This is a genomic window from Streptomyces sp. NPDC001292, from assembly GCF_042896465.1.
Classification (GTDB): domain Bacteria; phylum Actinomycetota; class Actinomycetes; order Streptomycetales; family Streptomycetaceae; genus Streptomyces.
This window is the reverse complement of record NZ_JBIAXG010000015.1, coordinates 97426-123094: the sequence shown is the minus strand read 5'-3', so window position 1 is coordinate 123094 and position 25669 is coordinate 97426. Positions and strand designations below refer to the sequence as shown.

Sequence of the window (25669 nt, the reverse complement as noted above, 5' to 3'; positions counted from 1 at the left end):
GCCCTCGGCGGCGCAGAGCCGCTGAGTGTCCGGCGAGCAGCCGCCGCGAGCGGGGCCGGCGGAGCAGAGCGGCGAAGTCGGTGCCGGCCGAGGATGCTTAGGCGGGAGGAAACCGAGAGCTGTCAGTCGGCACGACGGCGGCGCAACTCGAACGCCGCAGCCCAGTGCGGGTTTTCGCTGATCAGCCGACGGGCGTAGAGGGCGGTGAAGTTGTTGTTCAGCCCGGCGACTCCGTACGGGAGTTGGCGGCGCAGGTCCTCGAAGAGGTCCTTCACGCCGACGCGTGTGGCGCCGGAGGCCAGACGGCGGGCGGCCATGCGTTCCAGGGCCCGGTAGACGTTCGGGTTGTGGGCGTCGAAGGCGTGGAACTGCTCGGTGATGGTGCGACCGGTCGCGCGGTGCGATCCGAGGACGGCGATAGACATGAAGTTCTCCACAGGCTGAGGACGCAGCAGGGTCAGGTGCGCAGGACGGGATCGGTGCGAAGGCGGGCGAAGGAGCAGAACAGGCCGATGGCCTGCAGGGCGGCGCATGCGGTGATGACGTGTCCCAGTGCGTCGGGCGGAGTGAGCGCGGTGAGTACGCCGGCGACGGGGAAGGGCAGCAGGAGGATGAGGATGGTCGCCGACAGGGTGCTGCCGAACTTCTCCGGAGGGATCAGGCGGGAGCGCAGGGTGCGCAGGACGACCGTCATGCCTCCTTCGCCCGCCATGAGGACCGCGACTAGGACGAGGTAGGACCGGTAGTCGGGGGCCTGGGCGGCGGCGAGACAGCCGAGTGAAGCGAGGGCGGCGCAGGCGGCGCCGACCGGCCACAGACCGAGGCGGTCGATCGCAAACCGGCAGAATGTGACGCTGAGGAGCGTCGCTGCGGCAGCGGCGGACCAGACGAGGCCGACGGCGGTGGTGGACTGCCCGAAGTGCTTGACGACGATCACGGGGCCGGCCGCTTGGAGAAGGCCGGTGGCCAGGTTGGACAGGGTCAGCCCGGTCACGAGCCAGCCGAGCGCGGGCAGCGAGCGGATGGTGCGCCACCCGGTGAGCAGTCCGGCGCCGGACTGCCCCTTCGGCGCGCGGGCCGGTGCCACGGGCGAGGGCGGGGTGCGCAGGGCGAGCATGGCAGCCAGCAGCGAGAGCACGCTGATCATTGCGAGCATCGGCGGCGGCCCGGCGAGCAGGAGCACTGCGGCGAACGCCGGCCCGGCCAGGGTTGCGGTCTGGTCGATGCCAAGCAGGACGGCCTGGACACGGTGGGCCCGCCGTCCTGCTCGCCGTCCGGCGGCGGCGCCCGCGGTCTCGGCCGCGATATAGCTGAACTCGGTGAGCACGCCGGTCGTCGCCGCCAGCACCATCACGGTCGCGCCCGCCACGGTGCCGGACGGGTGGAGGTGGAGCAGGACCGCGCCAGCGGCGAGGGCCAGCGCCCTCCCCAGGGAGGCAAGGTGGAAGACCACCGAGGCACCGCGCCGGTCAACGACCGAGCCGGCCCACCCGAACGCAGCCAGCCGCGGAATCCACTCCAGGGCGAAGGCGGCGCCCGTCAGCGCAGCGGATCGCGTCGTGGCTAGGACAAGCAGCGGGATGCCGTAGGTGGACATCGTGAACGCCAACGCGTCCGCCGTGCGCGGCAGGTAGATGCTGCGCATCAGCCCGCCGGTGTGGCGTGCGTGCCGCGGTGTGACCGCTGCGCTCACGCGACCGGCTCTGGCTCGGGCACCCTGGCCACCTGGGGGTTGTCGGCCAGCCACTGGATCAGGAGGGTGCGGGGACGGGCCAGCCCCGCCTCGGCACCGTCGCCGGTCAGCGGAGAGAGAGCGTCGGCGCGCTCGGTGGAGAGCGACGGTGCCAACAGGTCGAGGACGTGCCGGATACGGCGGCTGAACTCGCAGACGGGGGCCGGGACGGCCTGACGCCGGGCCCAGCGAGCCATCGCGTCGTACAGGTCGGCCAACTCCGCTCCTGCCTCGGTAAGTTCGAGACCGGAGCCGGATGCGATCCGGACGAGGCCGTGGGCGCGGGCCGTGTCGGAGGCGCTTCGCAGTTGGTGCGTGGAGAGGTCGGGCAGGGTGCCGGCCAGCCGTCGCGGCGGTATGGCGCCGTTGTCGTCGATCTCGGTGACCAGGCGGATCAAGGAGCGCGAGGCGAGAAGTTCGACGGCGTGGCGTACTTCGGCAGGGGTGAAGGGGGTGCTCATCGGCGCGGGCCTCCCGCCGGGATGGCTGCCTTCGGGCGGGCGGTCGTAGCGTGCGAGAAGAGATCGCGGTGGTGCCACGCCGGAGAGGATGCGGTCGTGCGAGCGGGTGGGAGCGCCGCGGGGGTCGGCCGTGGCTGGCTGCTGAGCCACGGCCTCGGCGCGGGCTTCGCCTGCGGGTGTCCCCAGACCGGGTGTTGAGCCGCCTGGTCGAGGCTCTGCCCGGCGGACCAGGCGGACAGGGCGCCGAGCACGGGGCCAAGGCCGTCGCCGGCTGCGGACAGCCGGTAGGGCTGGCCGATGCCGTCGGTGTCGACCAGGCCGTCGGCGACGAGCTGCCGCAGCGGCGGATAAATGTTGGTCCAGTCGCTGCTGGGCATCACGATCCGGGCCAGAGCCCGGCCGCTGACCTCCTGTCGGGACTTGAGCACCCACAGGATGGCGGCGGCGTGGCGCCGGGTGAGCAGGGTGAGGCCGTCCTCGATCTGCTCGATCGCGGGCAGCGGACCGTCCGCCTTCTCCAGGTGTTCCTCGGCCCAGGTGACGATCACCGGCAGGACTGGCAGCAGGGCCGCGCCACGTTCGGTGTGGCGGTAGCTCACGTGCCGTGCGGTGTGTTCGGTGCGTTCGACGAGTCCGGCGTCGCACAGAGACTTGAGCTTGGGGTGGAGCTGGCCGTTCTGCAGCCAGGACACCTTGGCCGCCAGCTCGCTGTAGCGCAGCGGCGGGCCGGAGAGGGCCAGGAGGATCCTCACGTTCCAGCGTGGGGTGATCATGGCGAGGGCCTCGGTGACCCGGGCGATGTCGGCGTCGGTGTCAGGGGGCAGAGCGGTGATGGCCAAGGGAGGAACTCCTGGGTGAAGGAAAGAGAGAGATCGCCTGGGTCAGCGGCTGTGTGCCGGGCTCGGCACCGGTAGAGGCGGAGCTGGAACGGAAGGCGAGGGAGCCGGCGGGGCAGGCGTCGGGGCCGGGACGCGGGCCAGGCTCTGCAGGACGGCGGCGACCGACTTGGCCTGGACGTCGCGGACGGCGACGGCTTCGGCGAGCCGGCGTGCACCGTCGAGGAGGTGGGAGACCTCGTGCGGGTCGATCTGCCGCTCGGGGTGGATGAGCCGGGCGAGGTGGTCGCGGTGGACGTCGATACTGCGCTCGGCGAGGGCGAGGTCGTCGTGCATGCCGAGCAGGGCGGAGAGCATGCCGGGCGGCTGGTCCTGGGCGTGGGCTTCGAGGTCGGCGAGCGGCGCGCCGTACAAGTCCTCGATCCGTCCGGCTATGTCGGTGGACGTGAGGTGGGGCAAGCGTGGGCTTTCACGGTCGGCGGGCCCGGGCCGCCCCGGCACGCTGCGGTGCCGGGGCGGCAGACGGGGGCAGGGTTGCGGTGGCCCTGAGCTGAGCCGTTCGTACGGGCCGAGCCTGCTGGGCAGGCGGGGGCATGGTGCGCAGCAGTACGCCGAGGGCGGCGCGGTAGCCATCGCGGGCCTCCAGTGCGGCTTCCAGCCACTGCGCGTCGAAGCGGAGCTTGTCCGCCGACAGTTCGCCCATGTCGCGGTCCGGGTCCATGTCGGCGTGGACGCGGTCGCGGACGCGGGCGACCTGCTCCTCGGTGAGCGCCAGGAACGAACGCAGCTCCAGGGCACGGGCGAGCGCGGGCGAGGCGCCTGGGCCGGCAGCCGTCTCGTACAGCTCGGGTAGCGGGTTGCCGAAGACCTTCTGCAGGTCGGCGTCCATGGTGCTGGCCTTGTCCCAGCTCATCGGGCGGTCCTGGCCGACCGCCACGCCGACGCCGGTGCGGCTGTGCCGGCAGGCCGGTTGGGGGCGCTGGTCTGCACCGCCGGGCCGGTGCGGGGCCGGAGGCGGGCGAGGCGCTGGGCGGCGAGGTCCTTCTTCCCCGGAGCGTCCGGGTCCAGGAGCCACCGCACGACCATGGCCCGGCCGTCGCGGGCGGTGACGGCCGCGTTCACCCGGTGGGCGAGGCCCATCGTCGGATCGTCGACCTCGCTGGGCTGGGTTTGCAGCGCAGCAACAAGATCGTCCTCCGCACGTTCCAGCACGGACTGGGCCTCGACGAGAAGGCCATGCCACTTGACGACGTCGGTGGCATCGGGATTCGCGGTCGGCGCGGCGGCGACCGCGGCCTTCAACTGCTCCATGCCCATGCCGAAACGCGCTTCGATCCGTTCGGTGAGCACGCCCACGACATCCTCAGACTCATCGGATATGCCATCGGGCAAAGGGAAATCTCCTGTTCTGGAAAGGCCGATCCCTGGGGTGGGAGGGGCTGCCGTACCCGGTGACTCAGCCGCTTACGGGCACCTGCTGGGGCCTGTCAGTCCAGGCACATTCGGACGTCGCGGTAGACGTACGTGCCGGAGACCCAGCCCTTGACCCCGGTGGTCTTGTCCGTGATGTAGAGCCAGTTGCCGCTCTTCTTGTGCACGCTGAAGCGGTGGCTCTTGTAGAGCACGCCGAGCGCGGTGGAATGCGTGGTGGCCTTGGACCGGATGGTCACGGCCGCGGTGTGCACCTCGTACGGCAGCGGCGGCTGGGACGAGCAGCTGCTCGCAGGGGTCGCGCTGGCGGTGGTGGCGGACAGCACCGGCAGAGCGAGTGCGCCGAGCATGGCCGCGGATATGGCAATTCGGGTGGAGCGCATGCGGAAGAAACCTCCGTGAAGGCATAGGGATTGCGGGGAAGGTGCCGCGGGTGTTGTCCCGGCGGCTGTATAAGAGTCCGGAGATTCGCCGGTTTGGCTAACCGGCGATCGTCGGCTATGTTGCGCCGCCCTGGTCGGCTTTGACGCTCAGCGTGAGCGGCCCGGTGGGCGCGGCGCAGGGGCCTTCGGCAAGCTGGCCTGGCGGTTGGCGGCGGCTGCAGGGCGGACCGGCGGGAGAGGGCCGGCCTGGCCGGTGAGGCGGTCGTCGCACCACTGCAGTGCCTCGCCGAGCGTGTCGAAGCCGCCCTCGCGTAGGGTGTGCGTCCACGTCTCGGTATCGACCTCTTCGACCACGACGCGGCACGGTGAGGGGGCTCGCTCGTCCAGGGCGCGCAGGGCCACGACGATGACCATGTCGTCCGGGTCGTCGCTGGTGTAGGAGTAGCCCATGGCGTAGTGGTCGCCGTCGCCGGCGAGGCGTCGCTCCAAGGCTCGCGTGGCCTCGTCCGCCGGCGGCGGGCCCAGCGGGGCGAGGGCGATGGCATCGGGCGGACAGCCACGGTGGATGAGCCAGGACTGTGCCATCGCGGGCAGCGGCAGAGGGGCATGCTCGAAGCTGAACGTCCGCTTCTCGTGGTCCCGTTGCAGATGCACGGCGAGCACCTGCGGCATGCCAGGGTGTCCCGAGGTGGCGGTGCGGTCGAACAGGACGTAGTAGCTGTGCGGGCCGTCGTGGTGTTCGGCGAGGGGAACGAGCATGTCCTCGTGGACGGCGACCTTGCGGTAGAAGTCGAGGTACTTCTCCTCGTCGGCGTCGAGGTCGTCCAGATCGAAGTCGACTTGGGGGATGGACTTCCGGTCCGGCGCCGGGTCGGTGGGAGACAACAAGAGCCTTTCGGTGAAGTCAGCGCCGCTGCGCCGGGGTGGGCCGCGACGCGCCGGGGCGAGCCGAGACCTTCGGCGCCTGCACCGTGGGAGCCCGGCGGGCGGCGAGCAGCGCGGCCCGTCCGGCATCGGTGAGAGCGACCGGCTGGCCGGCGTGCAAGGCGTGGCCGGTGTCCCGGACGACCAGGCCGGCATCCTCCAACTGCTGCAGCTTGGCGTGGGGGATGCGGGTACCGGAGGCGGCTGTGACGGACATCCGGCCGGTCAGCAGGTGTTCGTAGAGCTTGGCGCCGCCGGCGATGGCGAGCAGCGCCGCCTGGTCATCCGTCGAGAGCTGCCGGGCGTCGGGCGTGCAAGCCGCCGCTGCTGCTTCGATGGGCTCCAGGGCGGCGAGCACCTTCCTAGCCGCGGCGTCCCGCGCGGCGGTGGCCTCTTCCAGCTGGTCCACGGTGCGGTTGATGCGCGTGAACAGGGCGCTGTCGACGTCGAAATCGCCGCTGGACAGGCGGTTGAGGAGCCGGAGGTAGAAGGTGACCCTGGTCTGGGCCTTGGCCAGTTCACGGTGCCGGTCGACCAGGTGGGCGTGCTGCTCGTCGAGGATGCCGCGGTCGCGGTAGGCCCACAGGGTGTCGACGTCGTGCCCGGTGACGGCTTGGAGGCGGTGGTCGAGCGGGGAGACCGCACGCCGGGTGGGTGCCGGCGCGGGTGGAGGGTGCATAGGCGGACCTCTGTGCGTTCAGCGGGTGTGATGGTGCGCGGGGTTTGGGGCGGGACGGGGCAGCCCCGGCAGTGCGGTGGGCGGCGGACCGGGCCGGGGTACGAGAGCGCGGGTGGTCAGCTGCGGGGAACGCGAGCGTGCCGCATGGGTGCGGGCGCTCAGCGGCCGACGAGTCATCCCCAGGCGGCGGCCGACCTCGTCGTAGACGTCGTTGCCTGCTCGCGGCCGGATGGCGACGACGTGGATCTCCTTGGGATGCGCGGACTCTGCGGGTGCCGGGCGGACGCCGTAGACGACACGCCAGTCCTTGCGCGAGTCCACGAACAGCTTCCTGAATCCCTCCAGGTCACCGTCGAGACGCAGGCCGAAGCGCTGCGCGTTCACGACTTCCTGCAGGTAGGCGAGGGTGAGGTCGCGTATGTCGCTGGGGGCCTGGAGGAGATCGGTCAGCGCGCGGGGGTCGAAGCTCAGTGCGAAGGCGGGCTGTCCCGCTCCCGCGGTCATGACGTCGGCTCGTCCGGTTCGGCGGCTTGTGTCGTGTTCGCCGTCTCCGTGCGCACGGACGGCGGCGGGCCGGGCAGAAGGCGGTGCGCGGGCCGGTCGGGCGAGGTCATGCAGGCCGACAGCGGCCCACCCGGCGCGCGGATCGCCGCGACGGCGTGGGTGAGGAAGTCCCGGTGCCACACGAACAGACCGGACAGCCCGGCTTCGGGATCCTTGTGCTGCTGGTAGGCGAGCCACAGGGCGTGGAGCCAGGCCACCACGTCGTCGTGCTCCTGCCACTGCAGGCACCAGGGAGCCGCGGTGGTGACCTCCGCCCCGTACACCGGGAGGAAGAAGTCATCCACCCAGTCGGACAGGGCGTCAAGTTCGTCCTCGCGTTCTTCTCCATCGAGTTCCAAGATCGGGCGGGGCTCCGGTGGAGCGGCGGGAGGCGGCCCACCGAGTCCTGGCATGCCGAAGGCCGCGAACGGTGATCCGCTGGGCGGCGGGGCGGACGCGAGGTGGTCGAGCTGCTGAGCCTGTTGCGCCGACTGCTCCATGAGCCGCCGCACGCTCGCCTCGATTCCCTCCAGCTGTCGATCCGGAATACGAACCGGCTCCAACTCGCCATCGTCAGGCGACTTTGTTGATTCGGGCATTGAAAAGCTCGGCCTCCTACGAGACACGGGATGAGAAAAGGATGGAAGCGTCTGCGCGCGGCCCATCCGGGAGCTGCACGGCCACTACGGCGGTATGTCGCCGACGGCTACGCTTGGGGAGCCGGTCGCCTTGGCAGCAGGCAAGGACGGGGCTCAGCCGGTAAGGTCCACGTCGTCCTGCGTGAGGGTCCGGCGGGTCGTCTCGGTGAGCCGGTCGGCCGCGATCGACGCGTAGTGCTCGGTCTTCTCCACGCCGATGAAGTCCCGGCCTTCCAGCAGAGCGGCCACGCCCGTGGAGCCGGAGCCGGCGCAGAAGTCGAGGACCGTGCCGCCCTCGGGGCTGATCTTGACCAGCTCGCGCATCACCTCGACCGGCTTCTGCGTGATGTGCCGGCGCTGCGCGCCCGAGGGCTGCGACGCCGAGTACATGCCGGGCAGATAGACCGGGTTCCGGGAGCCGTCGATCGCCCCCTTCGACGCCCAGACGATGAATTCGCAGTTCTGGGTGAACCGGCCCTTCTGCGGCCGGGCCTGCGGCTTGTGCCAGGCCAGCACACCGCGCCATAGCCACCCGGCGGCCTGGATCGCGTCCGTCGTCGTCGGGAGCTGACGCCAGTCGGTGAACAGCAGCGCGGTCCCGCCGGTCTTCGTCAGACGGTGCGCTTCGGTCATGATCTGCGTCAGCCAGAACGCGTAGGACCTCTGGTCCATGTTCTCGCCGGTGAAGTCGGCGAGGTCGTTCTTGGCATCGGCGGAGGTGTACTTCTGCTTCGCGGAGCGGCTGGTGCGCTCCTTCGCGGTCCGGCCACCGCTGTTGTACGGCGGGTCGGTGATGACGGAGTCGACGCAGCCGTCCGGAAGGCCGGAGAGAACGGCAAGGGCGTCGCCCTGGTGAAGGGAAAAAGGCAAAGAGGGGCCCCTATTCGGGTACGGATTCACGGGAGGAACTAGCCGCCTCGCACAGGAGTCCTCGCAGGCCGGAAGTGGGCGTGCAGAAGCCCAGAGCCGCAGACCGAGGAGGCGAGGGGAGTCCAAAAACTGTAGAGGCGAATCCGCCGACGACCAAGAAGTGCCGTGCGAGGGTGCCGGATTCCGGCACCTCGCGCCAGCTTTTTGGTCAACCGCCAATCCGCATCTACTGTTTTTGAACCGCCCGGCGCACACCGCCGCTGGCTACTCCCCCGCCACACCTCACGGAGGTACCCCCTTGCCCCGGCACACCTAGCTCACGGCCCGGCCAGCTGGGAGCGAGCGGCAACTCGCCCCACATCGGTCCGCCTTGATCGCCCACCCCGGCCGCCGCGCCCTTCCACCACGCCTCGCGCACGCGGCACGCCGGACACCGCACCCCCGAAGGACACGCTCATGACGTCTCGCTACCCACCCCTGCCCGACCTCGCTGACCCACGAGCGGTCCGCTCCGGTTGAAGGCGCTCGCCGCCGGCATCGGCGTCGTCTTCCTCTCCCCGCTTCTGCTCGCCGGCACCGGCATGATGATGGCGTCCTCCGCGGACGCCGTTCAAAGCAGCAGCAGCTCCCTCATCTGCCTGAACGACATCAACACCGGCAAGGTCGCCGAGCAGGTCACCAAGATCCTCGACGGGGCGTCCGGCAAGAACGTCCACGTCGAGGGCCTGGACCTGCCCGCCGAGCAGGTGCCCAATGCCCAGACGATCGTGGCCACCGGTATCAGCCTCGACGTCCCCAAGAAGGGCCAGGTCATCGCGCTCGCCACGGCGATGCAGGAGTCGAGGCTGCGCAACCTCAACTACGGCGACAGGGACAGCCTTGGGTTGTTCCAGCAGCGTCCCTCCCAGGGCTGGGGCACCGCCGAGCAGATCCGTGACCCGACGTACGCGAGCGAGCAGTTCTACAAGCACCTGCTCAAGGTGCACGGGTGGCAGCAGATGACCGTCACCCAGGCCGCCCAAGCCGTCCAGCAGTCCGGCTTGCCGGACGCCTACGCGCAGTGGGAGCACCTGGCCACCGCGCTGCAGGAAGCCATCGCCAAGACCTTCCCCGGCGCCGGCAACAACAAGGACGCCAAGGAGCCGAACCCAGGCAAGGACCTGGGAGCCGGCAGTCCCGGCTGCTCTCCGGGCCAGGACGGCTCCGGCTTCGGCCCGATCCCCGAGGGCAGCGTCCCGAAGGGATACAAGATCCCCAAGGACGCCGACCCGAAGGCACGCAACGCCATCGAGTGGGCGATGCACCAGCTCGGCACCCTCTACCAGTGGGGCGGTTCCTGCACCAACGCCCACGGCCCCGACCCGATGGGCCGCTGCGACTGCAGCTCGCTGATGCAGCAGGCGTACGCACACGCCGGCGTCACCCTCAGCCGCACCACGTACACGCAGGTCAACGAGGGCAAGGCAGTCTCGCCCGCCCAGCTCAAGCCCGGTGACCTCATCTTCAGCCGCGGTACCGCGAGCCGTCCCGAGCACGTCGGCATGTACATCGGCGAGGGCCTCGTGATCGAGGCACCGCGCACCACCAAGCCGGTCCGGATCACCCCGATCAAGGACTGGACGATTCTCGCCGCCCGCCGCGTCATCTGACGCCACCGCCCGGGCCACCGCTCCAGGCCGGCCGCCGCGGCGATCTCCCGCTCCCCGAGCGCATCTCCCCACCCCCTCTGCTTCCCCTCCCCCCGCCGGCCCCTCGTCTGGCCCGCGTATGCAAGGAGCCCGCCACACCTATGTCCCTCCCTCTCGCAGACCGCGTCATCCAGCTCGCCTACGACCCAGGGATCTCGCCCAAGGGCGGCGGCCTGCCCGGGCTCAGCGTGCTGAAGAACGTCGTCAACTCGATCAACATGTTCGGGATCATCGCCGTCGTCGGCGCCCTCGCCGTCTCGCTCGGCGTGTGGGCATGGGGCCACCACACCGGCGGCCACCAGGCCGAGGCCAACGGGAAGAAGGGCGCCGTCGTCGCCGCGGGCGCCGCCCTCGGCCTCGGCGCCGCGAACGGAATCGTCGCGTTCTTCTCCACCCTCGGCTCGCAGGTCCACTGATGCGGAACCGATTCCCCACCCTCTCGCTGTCCTCTTACGGCGTCGGCTGGTCGGCCAACCGACGCATCGCCATCGTCGCTCTGGTCGTCACCGTCCTGCTCACCATCGCCGCAGCCGTCGCCTGGCTGTCCGGCAGCGGCAACGCCCACCGGGATCCGACCGCTGCCGGGCCGGCCGCGACGCACAGCCCGTCCTCCTCCGAGGCCCCCGCCCCGAAACCCGAGGCCGACTCCGGTTCCGTGCCCAAGCCTCCGCAGATCTCCGAGCCGGTCGCGTACGCCAAGGCAGCAGCCCAGATGCTGTGGTCCTACGACACCCGCGACACCAGCCGCGACCAGCAGCTCGCCGGCATGCGCGAGTGGATGACCAAGGAGCCCACCTACGCCGACTGGGCGTCCGTGTCCGGCCAGGTCCCTGATCCGTTGCTGTGGTCGCGGATGGCCGACCAGGACCAGCACGCCACCGCCCGCGTCACCGAAGGCCACTACCCGGGCGCGTTCAAGCAGGCCCTCGCCGAGGACCCCTCGGCGATCACCGAGGCGTACATCTACGTCGTCACCGTCAACGGCAAGCAGCAGATCGCCTGGAAGAAGGGCGGCGGCGGAGCCGAGGACCGCGCCGTGACCCTCGCGGTGCAGTGCCGCCCCGGCCACGACTGTGCCCTGGCCGCCATCGCTCCGAGCGTCACGCAGTGACCCGCGCCTGACACGAGACAAGGAGGAGTAATTCCCCGTGGGTTTCTGTGATTACCCCCTGGCGGACAAGCTCTGTGCCGTCGGCGACGCGGTCGATTTCGCCTCGGACCCTGGCAAGGCCATCGGTGACTGGATGGCGAAGTCCGCAGGTGAGCTGGCTGCGGCAGCGGCGGACTTGGCCGCCAAGGCGGTTAACACCACCACGAGGGTCGACCTGAACGCCGGATGGTTCCGCGACAACTACGAGATGCTGCTGCCGCTGGGCCTGGTCCTGCTGGTCGCCACCTTCTGCGCGCAGCTCGTCCGGGCCGCTGTCAGACGCGACGGACAAGCCCTCACCCAGGCGTTCACCGGCACCATGTCAGGGGTCCTGTTCGCGTTCTGCGCCATCGCCCTGACCACGGTCGCCGTCGAAGTCGTCGACGCCGTCAGCGACGGCCTGTTCAAGACCGCGCACCTGAGCATCGAGTCGGCGGTGCGCCGCATCGTGAGGGTCAGCCAGATCGGGTCCCTGGCCGGACTCGGCTGGCTCGTCCCGGTCGTCGTCGGTCTGGGCGCCGCCATCGGCGCCTTCCTCTACTGGTGCGTGATGATGGTCCGCAAGGTCGGCATCCTCGTCATGGTCACCCTGGCCGTCTTCGCGTCGGCCGGCGGAGGCTGGGAGGTCGCACGCCGCTGGCGCAAGGGCTGGATCGAAGCCACCGCAACCCTGGTCGTCAGCAAGCTGCTGATGACTGTGATCTTCGTGCTCGGCATCGCCGCCATGGGCAAGACCGACGCCACCGAGGGCATCGCCGCCCTCGCCGACGTCATGTCCGGCATCGTGATCATGATCCTGGTGCTGCTGTGCCCGTATGCCGTGTTCAAGTTCGTGCACTGGGCGGCCGACGGCACCGACGGCGAGTCCATCCACCGCGCCGGCGGCGCAGGAGCGCAGATCGCCAAGGCCCACGCCGAGAACGCCGCCCGCAAGGCCGCGGCAGCAGCAGCCACCGCCGGAACCGGCGGCGCGGCAGCCGGAGCGGGTGTCGCCGCCGCGCAAGGCCCCGACGTCGCAGGCGGAGGCGGATTCCCCGGCGACATCGCCGCCAACCCCACCGGCGACAGCGGCGGCAGCAAGGACGCTTCGCAGGGGGGCGGAACGGGCGGCTCGCCCGGTGGCGGTGCCATGAAGTCCGGCCTGGAGAAGGCCGTCCAGCCCGCGCCGACGAGCGTCTCCGACGACACCAGCGGCCAGGTGGGCGGCAGCCCGGGGCCGGGCGGATCCGGCGCGAGCGCCGCGTCCGGCCAGCAAGGCGGCTGGCAGTCAGTGCCGCCGACCGCGACCCCGCCGCCGCAGGGCGCACCACCGTCCCCCGGGGCACAGAACGCCACGCCCAGCGGAACAGCCTCACCGCCGCCGCCTGCGACCGGCCTCTGATCCCCTGCCGTCTACCGGGGGCGGGACGTGCACGCCACCTCCCGCCCCCGGGTTCCACCCGCGCCTTTCAGGACCCGCCCCTTGACTGATCTCTCCGTCGCCCCGGTCACGGTGAAGTTTCCGCACCGGTCCCGCCGCGGCATCCTCCTCGGCCTCTCCCTGCCCCAACTCATCCTTGTTTCCTGCACGCTGGCGCTGCTGCTGATGACGGTGGTCTCCACCGGGCTGGTCGGCGCCGTCGCCCTGGCACCGCTGTGGGCGGCATTCGGTGCGCTCGTTGTGATCCGACGGCACGGACGCTCCCTGATCGACTGGGCGCCGATCGTCGCCCGCTACGCACAGCGCCGACGCACCGGCCAGACGCTCTGGCTCGCCCGGCCCGTCACCCGGCCCCGGCAGGACGGCGTCCTCCACCTGCCCGGCACGGCCGCCTCCCTCAAGGTGGTCACCCCCGGCGACTCCGCCAACGGCGCCGCGGCCGTGCACGACCCGCACCGGCAGACCCTGACCGCCATCGCCCGGGTCAGCAGCCGCGCCTTCGCCCTCCTCGACCCCGCCACCCAGAACCACAACGTGGGCAGCTGGGGACGCGCGCTCGCGGGCATCGCCCGTACCGGGCACATCGCCACCGTGCAGGTGCTGGAACGCACCGTCCCCGACAGCGGCGACACCCTCACCCGCCACTGGGCCCAGAACGGGCAGCCCCAGACACCGGTCGCCGGACAGATCTACTCCGAACTGGTCGCCTCGGCCGGTCCCGCCGCCGCACCCCACGAGACCTACCTCGCCATCTCCCTCGATCTGAAGGCCGCCCGGCGGCTGATCTCGCAGGCCGGCGGCGGGCTGCCCGGGGCGTTCACCGTCATGGAGCAGACCACCGCGTCCATCGCCCAGGCGGCCCGCAACGCCGGACTGATGGTCACCGGGTGGCTGACCGCGCGGGAGATCGCCGCCGTCATCCGCACCGCCTACGACCCGGGGGCCCTCGCCGCACTCCAGCAGTGGTCCGACACCGGCCGCGCCGAGGCCGATCCCGCAGCCGCAGGTCCCGTCGTCCAGGTCGAGGAGTACGACCGCCTCGCCACCGACAGCGCACGGCACGCCACATATTGGGTGGAGAACTGGCCCCGCACCGAGACGAACGCCGGCTTCATGCACGGCCTCATGTTCACGGCCGGCGTGCGACGCAGCCTGTCCCTCATCTACGTACCGCAGGGGCTCGAGTCCGCGCTGCGGGACGTCCAGCGCAAGAAGGCCGCGATCATTGCCGACGCCAACGAGCGCGCCCGCCGCGGGCAGGTCGACAGCGAGGAAGACTCCGTCGAGTACGCCGACGTCAAACAGCGTGAGCGCCAGCTCATCGCCGGACACGCGGACGTCGCCCTGACCGGCCTCGTCACCGTCACCGCCGAGACCGACGCCCTCCTGGACGCCGCCTGCGCCCAGATCGAGACCCACGCCGTCAGCTCGGGCGTCGACCTGCGACGGCTGAACTACCAGCAGCCCGACGCGTTCGCCGTTGCCGCACTCCCCCTGGCCCGCACCACCCTGTAGCTGCCAGTTCGCCCCCACACCCCGCTCCCGCCTCTTTGGCGGCAAGGACCTCCCATTGATCCATCCCCGTCCCAGCGCGCCCGACGCGCACCCCTACCTTCGGGCCGCCACCGCAGGCGTCCGCCACCACGCTCGTGCACTCAACCGTGCCGCGCCCCCGGATCGCGGGCACCTCGACACCCTCCACGCCCACCTCACCGAACTACACCGGTTCATCGACCAGTTGGTCGAGGTAGCAGGGCCCCCGCATCCTGCAGCAGGCCGCCACCTCGCCACCGCGCACACCCGCCTGTGGCAGGCCGCCACCGAGATCCATGCCGCCTTCCACCTGCTGCCCGGCAATACAGCGCAGGCAGACACCGAGACGAGCGCGTGCCATCCGGAACGGCTGCCCGAAGGGCCGCCCGTGCTGACCATCTGCCAACGCCACCTCGCCACCGGGCACAGCATCCGGCGCAAGACCACCCCCACCGACCTCCGCCCGCACACCGCGGCCTGCGTGCGATGAGCACCACCCGCAGAATCGAGGGCCTCCGATGAGCCACCGGCCCGCTCGCCGCGCCCGCCGCGCCTCCGCCAGCCCGCTGTTCACCCCCCACGGCACCGACCGGGCCAGCCGCAAGGCAGCCCGCCGCCAGCTCGCCGAAGCCACCGCCAAGGCCCGCGCCGAAGCCACCGCCCACCAGGCCGAGAGCACACCCGCCGAGCACGAGATGCCCGCTCCGCTCTACCCCCCGAGCGGACGGCCCGGGCCCGCCTCCGCGCGCAACAACCGGCTGAAGCTGCCCGCCCACCGCATGACCACCGCCGTGGCCGCCGGCGCCTACCCCTTCCTCGCCGAAGGCGGGCTCGGCGCCGAGGGCATCTACATCGGCCGCGACGTCCACGCGGAAGCGTCGTTCGTCTTCGACCCGTTCGCGCTGTACGGCAAGGTCGAGGGATTCACCAACCCCAACCTCCTGCTCGCCGGGGTGATCGGCCAGGGCAAGAGCGCGCTCGCCAAGTCCTTCGCGCTGCGCTCGGTGGCCTTCGGCTACCGCGTCTACGTCCCCTGTGATCCCAAAGGCGAGTGGACGCCGGTGGCGCAAGCCCTCGGCGGCCGGTCCGTCGCTCTCGGCCCCGGACTGCCCGGACGCCTGAACCCCCTGGACGCGGCCCCGCGACCGGACAGCGTCACGGAGGCCGACTGGGTCGGCGAGATCCGCAAACGGCGCCTGCTCCTGCTCGGCTCCCTCGCCCGGACCGTCCTGGGCCGGGACCTGATGCCCATGGAGCACACCGCCCTCGACGTCGCCCTCGACGCCGTCGTCACCCGCGCCACCGCCACCGGCCGCACCCCACTCCTCGGCGACGTCGCCGCCACCCTCAACAACCCCAGTGCGCTCGACGAAGCCGCCGGCATGATGTCCGGCCAGCTCGGCGACGCCGCACGCGACCTGGCCCACGCGATGCGCCGCCTCGTCCACGGTGACCTGGCCGGCATGTTCGACGCCCCCTCCACCGTCGCCTTCGACCCGCACGCGCCGATGCTCACCATCGACCTGTCCCGCCTCGGCGGATCCGGCGACGACACCGCCCTCGTCCTGGCCATGACCTGCGCAAGTGCCTGGATGGAGTCCGCCCTCTCCGATCCGAACGGCGGCAGGCGCTGGATCGTGTACGACGAGGCGTGGCGACTGATGCGGCACGTCGGCCTGCTGCAGCGGATGCAGGCCCAGTGGAAGCTCAGCCGCGGCCTCGGTATCGCCAACCTCATGGTGATCCACCGGCTGTCCGACCTGCTCACCGCCGGCGACGCCGGATCACAAGGCCGCGCCCTCGCCGAGGGCCTCCTCGCCGACTGCAGCACCCGGATCATCTACCGCCAGGAGACCGACCAACTCCACGCCGCCGCCGCCCTGCTCGGCCTGACCTCTGTGGAAATGGACGCCATCGCGCACCTCAACCGGGGCCGTGGTCTGTGGAAAGTCGCTGGCAGATCCTTCATCGTCCAGCACCTGCTGCATCCCAACGAGCTGGCGCTCTTCGACACCGACGCCCGAATGCATTGAAAAAGCGTCTAGTTCACGAATCCTGACAACACCCCATCGAAGGACTCTCGTATCTCCCCGCGTGACCCGGACTTCGACCTGTACGACAACGTCGGCCGCGACGCCGACCAGATCCACGCCGCCCGGTACAACCTCGCCACCCTCGGCGACCTGAAGCGGTGGGCGCGACGCGACGCGCAGCCCTTCCGCGACGCGCATCCGCTGCCGGACCAGCCCTGGCCCGCACCCGACCTCACCCCCTACCTGGACGCCCTCGCCGCGGCTCAGACTCCGGCAGAGATCGAAGCAGTCACCGACCACTTCCTGGACGCCGCCGAACCTGCACTGCGCGCCGTGAGCGACTACCTCGTCGCCGCCGCCCGGTGGCGGCGGGAAAACCGCGGTGCGGCCAAGGGATCTCCCTCAAACCTGCTGATGACGGCGGCCAGCCGGGCGCTGTCGGTCCTGGCCCTCGCCGACGAGGCCAGCCTGAGCAGGCTGCGCGCCGCCTACGACCCGGCCCCCACCCCCGCGACACCGACCGGCGGCCAGCCTGGGGCCAGCGCAGGTGTCCCACCCGCTCCTCCGTCCCCCGGCACCGCGCCCCGCCGATAGCTCTCTCTGCGATTCCAGTCCCGCCCGACTCTCGCAAACGCGATTGCGAGGGACCACCACTGTTGATCGACACGGCACCGCCACCGCCTGCACACGGAGTCAGCTTGAAACGTCCCCCTCACCTGAACCCCACCGAATGGGCCGAATACCAACAACGCCGAGCCGAACTCGACGACCTCATGGCACAGGTCGCCGACCAGGAAGCCCAGATGGAACACGACCTGATCGCCACCCACGACGAGTACGAACTCGGCTTCAGTCAGCAGTCGCAGCCGGGAGTCACCCCCGCTGGACGGACGCCTCCACCGCACCGATCGCCCGCCTCCTCCCGCGGGAGGAACCGTGGCCGCTGACGAAGCGAGCACCCCAGACTCCCGCCGCGTCGCCTCGCTCGCACCGCTTCCCGACCACCGCAACGTGGACACCCCGTGGTGGCAGGAGCTGTGGCGTCGCCACGCGCACATCACCACGCCGCTGCGGGCGCGCGGCCTGCAGTGCGACATCGAGTTCGGCCTCAGCGCCTACATCGTGCGCGTCTCGCTCCCCGACGACAGTTACCTGATCATCGGTCCGCCGCAGGAGCCGTCCTCCGAGCGCCCGCCCGGAGACCCCGAGGGCTGGATCGCGACGCGTGAGCACCCCGACGACCCGTCACTGTTCGAGGTCCTCTACGACTCGGCCCCCTCCGACGACCCCGGTGCCCCCCAGCGGCCCGAAGCCCGCCACGGCGGCAGCGCCCAGCCCCTGATCGAGACGATCAACCACCGCCTGACCCAGCTCGGACTGCTGCCGCACCCCGTCTTGCCCGGCGAAAGCCCACACGTGCACTCAGCCCAGCCGACGCCCCCGCCCCAGGCCCGTGACGTCCCCGGCACACCCGACGACGCTCCCATCTACATCTACGGCGACGCGCTGCGCGCTCTGACCGACCGGCTCAATGGAGCCGAGTCGCATGCGGATGCCGCTGCCCTGCTGCACCAGATCCTGGAGCCCACCGACGGCCTGCTGGCGCAACTCGGCGAGTTCTTCGAAGCAGTCGGGGAGAAGGCCAAGGAAGCGGAGGAGGACGACGGCTTCGACCTGTCCTACGACCTCGCCGACGCCGCCGCCGAGATCCGCAACCTCGCAGAGGTCCTGCACGTGGCCGAGGACCGGATGCGGACCCTCACCCCGCTCGCGTCGGCGCCGCGACTGCCCTCCAGCCCGGCCCGTACACCGTCCCTTCCCCCGCGAGTGCTCCCGCCGGCGCAGCCGCGGAACGCGCGCTGACCCGGACCATCGCTTCCCTCCAGGAACACATGACCTCACCCCGCACCGACCTGGCCGCCTTCGCCGCCGGCCTTGCCGCGCGCCTGCCCGGCACCTGGACCAGCGAGTACCAGTGCCACGCGCAGTACGCGGACCAGTTCCCCCGTACCGAGCAGCTCTGGGACACCGGTCACGTCGACTATGTCGTCAGCCAGTACGTCCTCACCCACGACGCCGTGCTCCACGGGCCGGCCGACCAGAGGCTGTACGTGGCCGACCGCCCCCGCTATCTGCACCAGTTCGTCGTCGCCCCGCTCACACCCGACAGCACGCACATCAAGCCCCACCACTTCGCCGGAGTCGAGGAACCCAACGGCATCGCCGTTCCCAAGGACCCCGCACGCGCGGCAGCACGAGTCGCCCGGCGGCTGCTGCCCCGCTACGGAGAAGCCCTGCAGGCCGTCCTCAACAACGCGGCGCACCAGCCCCGGCCACCGCACCGGCCCCAACCGCCACAGGTCGACCAGATCCTCACGCTGACCCTCTACAGCGACGGCGCCCTCGGCGCACCGTACGAGAGCGTGCCGGTGGATGCCCGCATGACCCTGTACACCCACGGCTTCCAGTACCACCCGCACCAAGCAGCGTTCCTCCTGCCCACCGCCTACGGGGACACCGGTCGCGCCCTTCGCGTCCACGCCGTGGTCCAGCAACTCACGGCCAAGGGCATCGGCGTGAACCTGCGCCACTCGGCGCCCACCACCAGCGCCGCCCTTCCGCCGGCCTCAGCGAAGGCCGCGTCCCCGATCCGCCGTACGCGCTGACCCGCCCGCCGCCCTCAAATCCTTGGAGTCTCCATCCGCATCACCCGCCGCACCCTGCCGCTGTTCGCCGGCGCCGCCTGCCTCGCCCTGGCGCTCACCGGTTGTGCCACCGACAACGATGCTGCCGTCGCCAAGCAGACGCCCAGCGCCAGCAGCGCGCCGCAGCCGGCGCCTGCCCTCAGCGCCGCCCAGGCCCGCGCCGTCATCACCCACTACTCGCAGATCAACAACGAGGCCAACGCTGATCGCAACCGCGCCCTGCTCGACACCATCGAGGACGGCCCGCTGTACGCCATGTCCGTCTCGGACTACACCGAGACCGAGGGACTTCCCGCGGCCGACCGCACGCCCTACAAGCCCTGGTCCTACGACACCGCCAGCACCAAGCTGTACATCCCGCGCCTGGCCGCCGGACAGGACCGCTGGTTCGCCGCCGCGCTCTCGGACGACAAGGGCAAGGCCCCCTCGCGTCTGGCGGTGTTCGCCGAACGACCCCAGCACAAGCGCTGGGAGATGGTCTCCGTCGTCGACCTCGACAGCCCGAAACTGCCGGACATCGCACTCGACCACGACGGGTACGCGACGGCCGTCGCCGCCGACGGCAACAAGCACCTCGCCGCCGACGCCGGCGTTCTGCGTGCCGCGGTGCTCGACAACTTCGCCACCGGCGGCACGCACACCGGGACGAAGGTCTTCACGCCGACCACGGCGAGCAAGCGGCAGATCGAAGTCCACGACAAGACCGGCACCCGCTACGGGGACCAGGGCACCACCGTCTTCGCCGGCGCCGACAACCGCTACAAGGACGCCTACGCCCTCAAGACCACCGACGGCGGCGCGCTGATCCTCTTCTCCCACATGCACACGCAGACCGACGCCGTCGCGCACTCCGGCCTGCAGATCAACCCCGGCAAGGAGGACCGGGCCTGGCTCCACGCCGTGCCCCGCACCTCCATCAGGTACACGTTCGTGTGCAACGACGCCACCACCGTCCCCGCGAAGGCCGCCCCGTCCCGCCTGATCGGCTACACCTGCGCCCGCACCGACGCCTCCGGCCCGCCGGTCCCGTCCTGGTCGGACCGCGCGTAGACGCACCCGCGCGCCACCTGATGGCCGCCGACCGTTTCCCGCCCCCTGCTTGCTGCGGAGAATTCCCTGTCCACTCGCTCCTTCATCGCCCGCCCCACCGTCGGCACGGGGTACACCGGCATCCACGTCCAGCTCGACGGCGTGCCCAGCCACCACCTCCCCCTGCTGCTGGCCGCCTACCAGTACAAGTTCGGACGCAACGTCGAGGCCATGTGGCGGCACCTCATCGACGACGTCGCCGTCGGCTGGGAGGAACTCGGCACCGATCTCCTCGTCGATGCCCCGCCCGCACTCGTGGCCGCGCTGACCGGCGGCGAGCACTGGCCCAGCCGAACCCTCGACCAGCTGGTCACCCCGGACGGCTCTCCGCCGGTACGCATGTCGGTCACCGACGAGACCGCCGATGCGCAGGACATTGAGTGGGGGTACGTCCTACACAAGGAGGGCGTCGAGGTGATCAGCCTCCTGCACGAGGACATCGGCCCCATCGTGAGCTGGTCCATCGACCCGCGCACCGCCTTCAACGACCACCCGACGGCCTGGTCCTCCCGCGACTCCCCGCCCGCTATCCGGGCATCGCGCAGCACGCCGACTCCGAGCGCTCCTGCCGCAGCCCCGGCGAAGGCCGGCCCCTCGCGCCCCACCGCCCGCCGCTAGCTTTCCCTCGTCTTCCCGGAGCCTTCCCTGCCCCCGCACACCACGCCCCTGATCACCGTCGTCATCGCCAGCCGCCTGCGCGAAGACCGGCTCGACTACCTGACCGCCATGCACGCGAGCCTGACCCGGCAGTCCGTGCCGTGGGAGGCCGTGATCGCACTCGACGGTGCCTCGCCCGACCGCCTGCCGGCCCCGCTCGCACAGGATGCCCGCGTTCGCACCCTGTCGCTGCCCCGGCCGGTCGGCGCCGCCTGCGCCCGCAACCTGGCCCTGAACCACGTACGCACCCTGTACACCAACTGGGCGGATGACGATGACGAGTTCACCGACGATGCGATGGCCGTACGGCTGAACACCCTGGAGTCGACCGGGGTCGGCTGGTGTGCGGGCTGGAGCGAGGACCACTACCCCGACGGCTCGACCACCCTGTGGCGCTGCCCCACGCCGCCCGGCCGGCACGAGGCCGGCGACGTGTGGAAGTACTGGAAGTCGCCGGCGGACACCATCCCCATCGGGCCGACCACGATCCTCGCCCGCACCGACCTCGTGCGCGCCGCGCCGATGGGCGGCCTCGTCCAGGGCGAGGACTACTGCGCAGCCCTCGGCGTCACCGCGCTCGCGCGCGGGATCCTGCTGCCAGTGCCCGTGTACAGGTACCGCAAGTGGAACGGGCAGATGACAGCCCAGGTCGGATACGACCAGCTGGAGGTGGCGGCCCGCGAGCACGCCTGGGCGTACGGCCGCAGCCTGCGCTCCGTCCTGCACGGCGAGGACCTTCTAGGATCCGCGAATTCGTGAGCATTTCCGCGTGATCATGAGCACTGTCCGAGCAAATCCAGGTGATCATGAGCATTGGAGTTGTTCAGTAGTTGTCACTTTCCTCAAGCCCGGGTGTTAGCGCGGGCGCGGCCGACCTCCTCCTGGATGCGGTCGCGCAACCAGGGCGGCATGTCCACCGGGGCACCCTCTGCGTCAGCGAGATAGATGCAGAGTTGCCCACGCATCTCGTCCTGGCGCGGATGACCGAAAGCCTCGACGACCCGACGACCCACCTCATTGAGATCTTGGTGTGGAGCATCCACGTCCGACTGGTCATAGAACATGTGTAGGCCGGGAACACCGGGCAGGGGTCGAGTCACCTTCGGCCCCGCGTCCCCGACAATCCGGCTCTCGGCGTCCCAGTACCGGATGAAGCGCAGGTTGTACGCGCTAACGACGGCCACCATCGCCAGGTCGCTCATAGCCAATCTCCTGCCTCGCAAGGGAGTTTGGACTCTAGCCGCCGCGCCGACCTGCTGGGCCGAGAGCGACCTGGTCCACCAGCGTCAAGGCCGACCCTGGTTACCGGAACCAACGTTCACCGCGGCCATTAGTACCTCACTCGCCGTTACCTATCCGAGCTAGGAGAACCACCGATTGCTCAATCTCCACCTACAGCGCCACGGCTCACTGCGTGCGGATTTCGATGTTTCCGCGGGAGCCCGTGCTCACGAAGTCGCGCTCCCTACAGACCTGGTCCATGGCTGAGGCGCAGATCATCCTGGCGCACAGCCGGGAGTCCGGGATCGTCGCCATCGCCTCGGGCGAGCAGTACCCCTGGGCGCACACCGCCCTCGCGGAGAACGGCTTCCAGCGGGACGACGACGGCGTCTGGCACCTGCCCGCGGACGGCACCAAGACCACCGTGGTCGACCTGATCAGGTGCGCGAAGCGGCACCGCACCAGCGTGCACACGAGCAGCCGCCGGTTCATCGGCGACGCCGCCCGCGACCTCACGCGCCTCCTGCCCGGCCAGTGGCGCGCCTCGGTCGAGATCTACTCGCACCCCGCCTGGCAGGAAGACCTCGTCCCCTGGATCTGGGACAGCGGCGAACTCGGCCGCGCCGTCCAGAGCGAGCGAATCCCCTACGCCGCGCTCCTCACCGACGCGGTGCAGGGCACCACGCTGCTGTTCATCGAACGTCCCGGCCGTCAACTCGACTACCTGGTCGGAGCCTTCTCGCCCGAGGGACTGGAAGGGGGCTACGGCGATCCCCACGCCCCGCGCAGCATCGTCCTGCCGCCGGTTGCCGGGCGGGCTGCCCAGGCCCTCACCGGCCGGTACCTCCCCGCCTACGAGCAGGCCGTCCACGCCCGCCAGACGGCGGCCATCGCCGCCGTGCTCGGGGACATCCGCTGCGAGCACGACACCTGGCAGGCCATGAACGCCTCCGGCCGCTACAGCGACGCCACCCCGCTGAGCGCCGCCGCTCTCGGCGCCGCGACGGAGTTGTTCCTCGACCACGCCTGGCGCCGTTTCCTGACCGTCGTCGACCACGCCCCGGCGCTGCTCGACCGGTGCCGACCCGCGAGCAGCCCGTGGCCCGACGACGCCGCGGCCCTCTCCCGTCTGGCCGACGCCGTGATCGATGCCGAGACCCTGGTCGACGAGATCGTCCACGGCGGTTTCGTGCCGGAGCAGGAGCGCCGAGCACGCGCGTGGCCGGCCATCGAGACCTGGCTCACTGACGGCGAAACGTTCTTGCGGCAGGCCCGCATCAGCGCACCCCACCGCCGCCCGGCCCTGCCCGTCGCCGCGCCGGCCCGCCCCTTCACCACGGCCCGGCCCGCGCACCGCGGCCCCTGACCCCTTCCGCCCCACGCCCCGAGGAGAACACTGCCCCCTTGCACCCCGGCACCCACTTCGCCTTCGGCGACCACGAGGAACACGGCTTCGTCGCCTCCTTCACCGCGTCTATGCCCGCGCACCTCGCCCACTGGTACCTGGAGCGCGAGCAGTTCGAGCCCGTTCCCGGAGAACCCGGCCTGTACCGGCTCAGCGAGCCCGAGCGCGACGGAGTCCGCCGCACCCGCCAAGCCGTCCACGACCTGCGCCGCCAGGGCTACACCGTGCAGGCCGACATCCGGCTTGACCCGTCCCTCTCGGCCGGACCGGCACACCCCGCCCGGCCCCACGGACTCGAGGAGCGCCGCAGCCGTCTCGCCCAGGCCGCCGCCGGCCGGACGACGCCGCGCTCTACACCGCCCACCACCTCCCCGCCAGCGGCCCGGCCGATCCCGCCGAAGCCCACCTACGCTCCGACCGTCCACCTGACAGCCGCGACCGGCGGGCGGTCCCGATGACTCCCGCGAGCAGTCCGGCCCCCGACGGCCCCTTGCCGACCGCTCCCGAACTGGCCAACGCGGCACGCGACTTCCGTTTGCGGCTGGCGGTCATCGACCGCGAGACCGAGGCCGCGCTCGATAGGACACGCGACCGCTACGGTCGTACCGTTAACGCGGGCGCCGCGGCTGCCGCACGAGCCCACCGCGACAAGGCCGCGGTGGAGGCGTACGCCGCCCACCTCGCCCCGCACGCCGAGGCTCTCCTCGATGCCGCCCGCCTGGTGCTCGATGAGCTGCCACCCGCTCGGCACCTGGCCGGGTGGCGGGCCGTCCTGGATGGCCTGGCCGTTTCGGCCGCCGAGATCCGCCGGGCGCTCGACCGGCCAGCCGCCCCCGGTTCCCCGGCCGCGCGCGCTCAGCACGCGGCCCTGTGGCCGCACCTGGCCGCCTGGGCGGACCACGGCTCCATCGCCAGCAACCTCGCCGACCAGCAGGGCGGCCAGCACCACAAAGCTCCGCTGACCGATGAGGAACAGCAAATGTGGACCAAGAAGGCCCAGGCCGCGCAAAGGCGCGGCGAGCTGGAGCTGACCGAGTCGTGGTACGCCGCCGACGGGCAGCCGATCACCCTCGCCTATTTGGTCGAGGATGACGACTCGACGGTGGTCGCGCTGCGCGGCGACCCGGACGCACCGGGCTGGCAGGTTGTCGGGCACTACGCCCACGAGTACGAGGCGGGCAAGGTGCTGCCCGCTCCGGTTCCGCCCGGCGTGCTGCGCGCGGACGTCTCCCGGTTCAACCGCCCGGCACCGGTTCCGGAGGTGTCCCTGCAGGACCTCATCCGCGATGTCGTCGAAGGCCACAGTGCCGGTGACACCTCCAATGCGCTTCTCAGCGCTGTCCAGCGCGGCTATGACGCCGGCCCGATGGTCCGCCTGCAGGAACTCCTGGAGACCAGCGGCCAGTTCGCCAGCGCCCTGGAGACCGTGCAGTGCCGCCAGATCGCCGCCCGCCTGGCAGCGCTGAGCCGGCAGATCGAGTTCCTCACCCGCGAAGTCGAAGAGGCGGCCGAGGACCTCGGCGCGACCGTCGCCGTCCTGCCCCCGCACCGCACCCCCGTGCTGCGCACCCGTCCGCGCCCCGCCGTGGACACCACACCGCCCACGCCGCCACCCCGCGCCAGCACCACCGCCCGACACCGCTAAGCCCATGTCCCACCTGGTCTTGACGAACACGAGCCCATGGAGCAGTACGCGATCAACCTTGCCCTCGCAAAATACGAGCACGATCGTGAGCTGTCTTGAGCGCCCACGGCCTAGGGGCGGCCATGCCAGCCGCCCCGGAGCAGCGGCTACTACTGACGCTTACTCACATGTGACACGGCGGTCATGCCGGCGCCGTAGGTGAAGGCAAGGACGGCCCCGCCAGAAGCGACGGCGGTGAGGGCAGGCTGCCCCAGAACAGCAGAGCCGATCCCCGCAACCAGCCCAGCGATGACGGATACCAGCGCAACGACGACAACGTGATACACGCGGTGGTCACAGGTAGAAGTGGTGGCAGACAAGTAGGGCCCTCCCATACTCCGTCGGAGCGCCGTCACCTGAATCAGGGCAGGGTGCATCCTGCGCTGGATTCACGTCACAGCGTCGCCGCCCAGCGGGCGTCGCGATAGGGAAGCGCCGGCCAGGCGCGCCTATCGCTCCTCGGATGGAGCGCCGTAGCGGTTGGCCATCATCACCGATGCACCATGCCTTTCAAGGATCTCGTCGACCACGTCCATAGTAGCCAACCCCACTGACACACAGACAAGTTGGTGACCTCGGGGGAGCCC

31 protein-coding genes are annotated in these 25669 nt (G+C 71.0%); 17 read left to right on the top strand and 14 right to left on the bottom strand.

What is annotated here, in order from left to right; all coding sequences use genetic code 11:
* Positions 1-122 precede the first annotated feature (122 nt).
* The 13 genes from ACFY4A_RS18230 to ACFY4A_RS18170 all read right to left on the bottom strand — a co-directional run bounded on the left by ACFY4A_RS18230 (position 123) and on the right by ACFY4A_RS18170 (position 8497).
* Positions 123-425, bottom strand: coding sequence for a hypothetical protein (locus ACFY4A_RS18230; RefSeq protein WP_390830419.1), 303 nt, complete (start codon positions 423-425; stop codon positions 123-125).
* Positions 426-457: 32 nt separating this feature from the next.
* Positions 458-1693 carry an MFS transporter gene (locus ACFY4A_RS18225; protein ID WP_390830418.1) on the bottom strand — a complete coding sequence of 412 codons (1236 nt, stop codon included), beginning with the start codon at positions 1691-1693 and terminating at the stop codon, positions 458-460.
* A complete protein-coding gene (locus tag ACFY4A_RS18220; protein WP_390830417.1) occupies positions 1690-2193 on the bottom strand; it encodes a regulator in 504 nt (167 codons plus the stop codon). The genes ACFY4A_RS18225 and ACFY4A_RS18220 overlap by 4 nt, the downstream gene beginning before the upstream one ends.
* Positions 2190-3032, bottom strand: a complete 843-nt coding sequence (locus ACFY4A_RS18215) for a winged helix-turn-helix transcriptional regulator (protein ID WP_006143148.1) — start codon at positions 3030-3032, stop codon at positions 2190-2192. The genes ACFY4A_RS18220 and ACFY4A_RS18215 overlap by 4 nt, the downstream gene beginning before the upstream one ends.
* Before the next feature lie 42 nt (positions 3033-3074).
* Positions 3075-3488, bottom strand: coding sequence for a hypothetical protein (locus ACFY4A_RS18210; protein ID WP_006143149.1), 414 nt, complete (start codon positions 3486-3488; stop codon positions 3075-3077).
* Positions 3489-3498: 10 nt separating this feature from the next.
* Positions 3499-3942, bottom strand: a complete 444-nt coding sequence (locus ACFY4A_RS18205; protein WP_390830416.1) for a hypothetical protein — start codon at positions 3940-3942, stop codon at positions 3499-3501.
* On the bottom strand, positions 3939-4421 hold the full coding sequence (locus tag ACFY4A_RS18200; protein ID WP_390830415.1) for a hypothetical protein: 483 nt from the start codon (positions 4419-4421) through the stop codon (positions 3939-3941). Before ACFY4A_RS18200 ends, ACFY4A_RS18205 begins: the two co-directional genes overlap by 4 nt.
* A 95-nt stretch (positions 4422-4516) precedes the next feature.
* Positions 4517-4843, bottom strand: coding sequence for an SH3 domain-containing protein (locus tag ACFY4A_RS18195; RefSeq protein ID WP_388232700.1), 327 nt, complete (start codon positions 4841-4843; stop codon positions 4517-4519).
* Between the two features lie 147 nt (positions 4844-4990).
* Complete coding sequence (locus ACFY4A_RS18190) at positions 4991-5731, bottom strand: hypothetical protein (protein ID WP_390830414.1); 741 nt, start codon at positions 5729-5731, stop codon at positions 4991-4993.
* A 16-nt stretch (positions 5732-5747) separates the two neighbouring features.
* Positions 5748-6446 carry a hypothetical protein gene (locus ACFY4A_RS18185; protein WP_390830413.1) on the bottom strand — a complete coding sequence of 233 codons (699 nt, stop codon included), beginning with the start codon at positions 6444-6446 and terminating at the stop codon, positions 5748-5750.
* Positions 6447-6464: 18 nt separating this feature from the next.
* On the bottom strand, positions 6465-6950 hold the full coding sequence (locus ACFY4A_RS18180) for a hypothetical protein (protein WP_390830412.1): 486 nt from the start codon (positions 6948-6950) through the stop codon (positions 6465-6467).
* Positions 6947-7489, bottom strand: coding sequence for a DUF4913 domain-containing protein (locus ACFY4A_RS18175; protein ID WP_061915836.1), 543 nt, complete (start codon positions 7487-7489; stop codon positions 6947-6949). Before ACFY4A_RS18175 ends, ACFY4A_RS18180 begins: the two co-directional genes overlap by 4 nt.
* 252 nt (positions 7490-7741) lie before the next feature.
* Positions 7742-8497 (bottom strand): DNA-methyltransferase, encoded by a 756-nt coding sequence (locus ACFY4A_RS18170; protein ID WP_390830411.1) that lies wholly within the window; start codon positions 8495-8497, stop codon positions 7742-7744.
* A gap of 515 nt (positions 8498-9012) precedes the next feature.
* On the opposite strand from ACFY4A_RS18170, the gene ACFY4A_RS18165 reads away from it, so the two are divergent.
* From ACFY4A_RS18165 to ACFY4A_RS18100, 14 genes are all read left to right on the top strand, one after another.
* A complete protein-coding gene (locus ACFY4A_RS18165) occupies positions 9013-10146 on the top strand; it encodes a C40 family peptidase (protein ID WP_390830410.1) in 1134 nt (377 codons plus the stop codon).
* A 140-nt stretch (positions 10147-10286) separates the two neighbouring features.
* Positions 10287-10601, top strand: coding sequence for a DUF6112 family protein (locus ACFY4A_RS18160; protein WP_006143162.1), 315 nt, complete (start codon positions 10287-10289; stop codon positions 10599-10601).
* Complete coding sequence (locus tag ACFY4A_RS18155; RefSeq protein ID WP_383318753.1) at positions 10601-11296, top strand: hypothetical protein; 696 nt, start codon at positions 10601-10603, stop codon at positions 11294-11296. The genes ACFY4A_RS18160 and ACFY4A_RS18155 overlap by 1 nt, the downstream gene beginning before the upstream one ends.
* Positions 11297-11333: 37 nt before the next feature.
* On the top strand, positions 11334-12716 hold the full coding sequence (locus ACFY4A_RS18150; RefSeq protein ID WP_390830409.1) for an ATP-binding protein: 1383 nt from the start codon (positions 11334-11336) through the stop codon (positions 12714-12716).
* Between the two features lie 81 nt (positions 12717-12797).
* The gene (locus tag ACFY4A_RS18145) at positions 12798-14270 is read left to right on the top strand and encodes an SCO6880 family protein (protein ID WP_390830408.1); all 1473 of its coding nucleotides are present in this window, start codon (positions 12798-12800) and stop codon (positions 14268-14270) included.
* A 55-nt stretch (positions 14271-14325) separates the two neighbouring features.
* Positions 14326-14778, top strand: coding sequence for a DUF6238 family protein (locus ACFY4A_RS18140; protein WP_390830407.1), 453 nt, complete (start codon positions 14326-14328; stop codon positions 14776-14778).
* 28 nt (positions 14779-14806) lie between these two features.
* Complete coding sequence (locus ACFY4A_RS18135) at positions 14807-16321, top strand: hypothetical protein (RefSeq protein ID WP_006143169.1); 1515 nt, start codon at positions 14807-14809, stop codon at positions 16319-16321.
* Positions 16322-16654: 333 nt separating this feature from the next.
* On the top strand, positions 16655-16915 hold the full coding sequence (locus ACFY4A_RS18130; RefSeq protein ID WP_079088144.1) for a hypothetical protein: 261 nt from the start codon (positions 16655-16657) through the stop codon (positions 16913-16915).
* A gap of 104 nt (positions 16916-17019) precedes the next feature.
* Positions 17020-17268, top strand: a complete 249-nt coding sequence (locus ACFY4A_RS18125) for a hypothetical protein (protein ID WP_390830406.1) — start codon at positions 17020-17022, stop codon at positions 17266-17268.
* Positions 17258-18184 carry a hypothetical protein gene (locus tag ACFY4A_RS18120; protein WP_390830405.1) on the top strand — a complete coding sequence of 309 codons (927 nt, stop codon included), beginning with the start codon at positions 17258-17260 and terminating at the stop codon, positions 18182-18184. The genes ACFY4A_RS18125 and ACFY4A_RS18120 overlap by 11 nt, the downstream gene beginning before the upstream one ends.
* Positions 18185-18213: 29 nt before the next feature.
* Entirely contained in the window at positions 18214-18987 is a 774-nt protein-coding gene (locus ACFY4A_RS18115) for a hypothetical protein (protein WP_390830404.1), read from the top strand.
* 294 nt (positions 18988-19281) lie between these two features.
* Positions 19282-20076, top strand: a complete 795-nt coding sequence (locus ACFY4A_RS18110; protein ID WP_390830403.1) for a hypothetical protein — start codon at positions 19282-19284, stop codon at positions 20074-20076.
* 141 nt (positions 20077-20217) lie between these two features.
* Positions 20218-20733, top strand: coding sequence for a hypothetical protein (locus tag ACFY4A_RS18105; RefSeq protein WP_390830402.1), 516 nt, complete (start codon positions 20218-20220; stop codon positions 20731-20733).
* Positions 20734-20781: 48 nt separating this feature from the next.
* Positions 20782-21531 (top strand): glycosyltransferase family 2 protein, encoded by a 750-nt coding sequence (locus ACFY4A_RS18100; protein ID WP_390830450.1) that lies wholly within the window; start codon positions 20782-20784, stop codon positions 21529-21531.
* Between the two features lie 83 nt (positions 21532-21614).
* Here the strand turns inward: ACFY4A_RS18100 and ACFY4A_RS18095 are convergent, their stop codons facing one another.
* Complete coding sequence (locus tag ACFY4A_RS18095; protein ID WP_390830401.1) at positions 21615-21974, bottom strand: hypothetical protein; 360 nt, start codon at positions 21972-21974, stop codon at positions 21615-21617.
* A gap of 278 nt (positions 21975-22252) precedes the next feature.
* On the opposite strand from ACFY4A_RS18095, the gene ACFY4A_RS18090 reads away from it, so the two are divergent.
* The 3 genes from ACFY4A_RS18090 to ACFY4A_RS18080 are packed head-to-tail and all read left to right on the top strand — an operon-like array spanning position 22253 to position 25043.
* Positions 22253-23359 (top strand): hypothetical protein, encoded by a 1107-nt coding sequence (locus ACFY4A_RS18090; protein ID WP_390830400.1) that lies wholly within the window; start codon positions 22253-22255, stop codon positions 23357-23359.
* Positions 23360-23397: 38 nt separating this feature from the next.
* Positions 23398-23856 (top strand): hypothetical protein, encoded by a 459-nt coding sequence (locus tag ACFY4A_RS18085; RefSeq protein ID WP_390830399.1) that lies wholly within the window; start codon positions 23398-23400, stop codon positions 23854-23856.
* Positions 23853-25043, top strand: a complete 1191-nt coding sequence (locus ACFY4A_RS18080) for a hypothetical protein (RefSeq protein ID WP_390830398.1) — start codon at positions 23853-23855, stop codon at positions 25041-25043. Before ACFY4A_RS18085 ends, ACFY4A_RS18080 begins: the two co-directional genes overlap by 4 nt.
* The last annotated feature ends 626 nt before the right edge of the window (positions 25044-25669 follow it).